This is a genomic window from Rhodopseudomonas sp., assembly GCF_036404135.1.
Lineage (GTDB): Bacteria > Pseudomonadota > Alphaproteobacteria > Rhizobiales > Xanthobacteraceae > Rhodopseudomonas_A.
Genome location: NZ_DASWPE010000010.1, coordinates 1 through 1,904, shown reverse-complemented (window position 1 = coordinate 1,904; position 1,904 = coordinate 1). Strand labels below are relative to the sequence as shown.

Here is a 1,904-nt window from a genome sequence, read left to right as displayed (position 1 = left end):
TTGTCATCAACCGCGTCAAAGCGCATACTGCCTATCGCGGCCCCTGTGAAAGCGGTATGGCTAAAATGATTACCATTGGATTAGGAAAGCAAAAAGGCGCTGATTCTTGTCATGCTTATAGTTTTAAGTGATCCGTTCGGCGAGGAAATCACCCTCGGCGGCAAAAGCGTGGTGGTGCTGAAGGGCAGCGCCAATTGGGATTCCGCGTTCGAAACCCTGATCGACTCGTTCAAGACGCTGACCGCGCTGCTCGACAAGCAGGGCATCAAGCCCGCCGGCAATGTGATGATCGTCTACACCTCGACCGATGACACCGGCTTCACCTATCAGGCGGAGATTCCGGTCGAGCAAGAGCCGAAGGACCTCGGCAAGAACATGAGCCTCGGCAAATCACCCGAGGGCAAGGCGCTGAAATTCGTGCATCGCGGCTCCTACGACAACATGGACAACACCTACGAGGCGATCACCAATCACCTCGACGACAAGAAGCTGGAAGCCAAGGACACCTTCGTCGAGGAATACCTCACCGATCCGTTGAAGACCGCGGAGGACAAGCTGGTGATCAACGTCTATGTGCCGCTGAAATGAACCCGCCGGACAGCCGCAAGGCGCTGATCGGCCTGCTCGCCCTCGCCGCGCTGAACGGACCCGCGCGGGCGCAAACCGCTCCGCCGCAAGCGATCGCGGTGACCGGCGAGGCCAGCGTGTCGGTGCCGCCGGATCTGGCGAGCGTCGATGGCGGCGTCACCACCGAGGCCCGGACCGCGCGGGAGGCCTCCGAGGCCAACAATGCCGCGATGGGCAAGGTGCTGCTGGCGCTGAAGGGCGCCGGCCTGGAGGACAAGGATCTGCAGACCTCGCGGCTGTCGCTGCAGCCGCAATATGGCAACCAGAATCGACCCGGCCCCAACATCGTGGTCGGCTACCGGGCGGCCAACCGGGTCAGCATCCGGCTGCGCGACGTCAGCAAGGTCGCCAGCGTCATCGATACGCTGGTGGCCGCCGGCGCCAACGAGATCGGCGGCATCGATTTCAGCGTTGCCGAGGCTTCCAAACTGCTCGACGAGGCCCGCGACAAAGCCTTCGCCGATGCGCGGCGCAAGGCGGAGATTTACGCCCGCGCCGCCGGAGTGGCGCTCGGCGCCCCGCTCAGCATCGCGGAAGAGAGCGCGCCCGGCCCGGCCTCGTATCGCAAGATCATGGTCGGCATGGCGGCGCCCGCGCCGGTCGCGCAGGGCGAAGAAACCCTGCGGGTGTCGGTCAACGTGTCGTTCGCGATCAAGCCGCCGACGCCGTAGCGCGGCTCAGATCTCGATCACCTGGCCGGGCTGCAGCGTCGCGAATTTGTCGCGCGGAATCTGCGCTGCATCGAGCGCCGCGCGCAGCTCCCCGACCGGGGCGTCGATCGCTTCGTCGGTGAGCTGGAAGGTGCCGTGATGATGCGCCACCGCTTGCGCCGCGCCGCAATCCGCCAGCGCCTTCACCGCGTCGGCCGGGTTCATGTGCTGGTCCTGCATGAACCAGCGCGGCTCATAGGCGCCAATCGGCAGAATCGCGAGGCGCGGCGCGCCATGGGTCTCGCGCACGCGGCGAAAATGGCCGCCGTCGCCATAGCCGGAATCGCACACGATGTAGATTTTGCCCGCCGGCGTCTCCAGCACGAAACTCGCCCATAGCGCTCTGTTGCGGTCGAACAGGCCGCGCGCGGTCCAGTGCCGCGTCGGCACCAGGGTCACCGCCAGCCCGCCGCCCAGTTCGACGCGGTCGTGCCAGTCGAATGCCTCGGCGCGGATCGCGCTGTCGGCCGAGCGCATGGTGGCGTCGTTGCCGAGCGGAGTGATGACGCGGGGATTGGACGTGGCGGCCAGCCTGGAGAGCGTGGCGAGGTCGAGATGGTCGTAATG

The 1,904-nt window shown here is 65.5% G+C and carries 2 protein-coding genes and 1 pseudogene; 2 read left to right on the top strand and 1 reads right to left on the bottom strand.

All coding sequences use genetic code 11. The features are described from left to right. Positions 1-126: 126 nt before the first annotated feature. A pseudogene (locus VGC77_RS01290) lies at positions 127-588 on the top strand (GyrI-like domain-containing protein); the annotation flags it as partial. After that, complete coding sequence (locus tag VGC77_RS01285; RefSeq protein ID WP_331169768.1) at positions 585-1,298, top strand: SIMPL domain-containing protein; 714 nt, start codon at positions 585-587, stop codon at positions 1,296-1,298. The pseudogene VGC77_RS01290 and the gene VGC77_RS01285, both read left to right, overlap by 4 nt. Before the next feature lie 6 nt (positions 1,299-1,304). Here VGC77_RS01285 and VGC77_RS01280 read toward each other — a convergent pair. Next, the coding region (locus tag VGC77_RS01280) for an MBL fold metallo-hydrolase (RefSeq protein WP_331169767.1) at positions 1,305-1,904 on the bottom strand (600 nt) is incomplete at its 5' end.

Bases quoted from the DNA above. Each gene is read 5' to 3' on its own strand.
- VGC77_RS01285 (WP_331169768.1), top strand. From the start codon at position 585: ATGAACCCGCCGGACAGCCGCAAGGCGCTGATCGGCCTGCTCGCCCTC.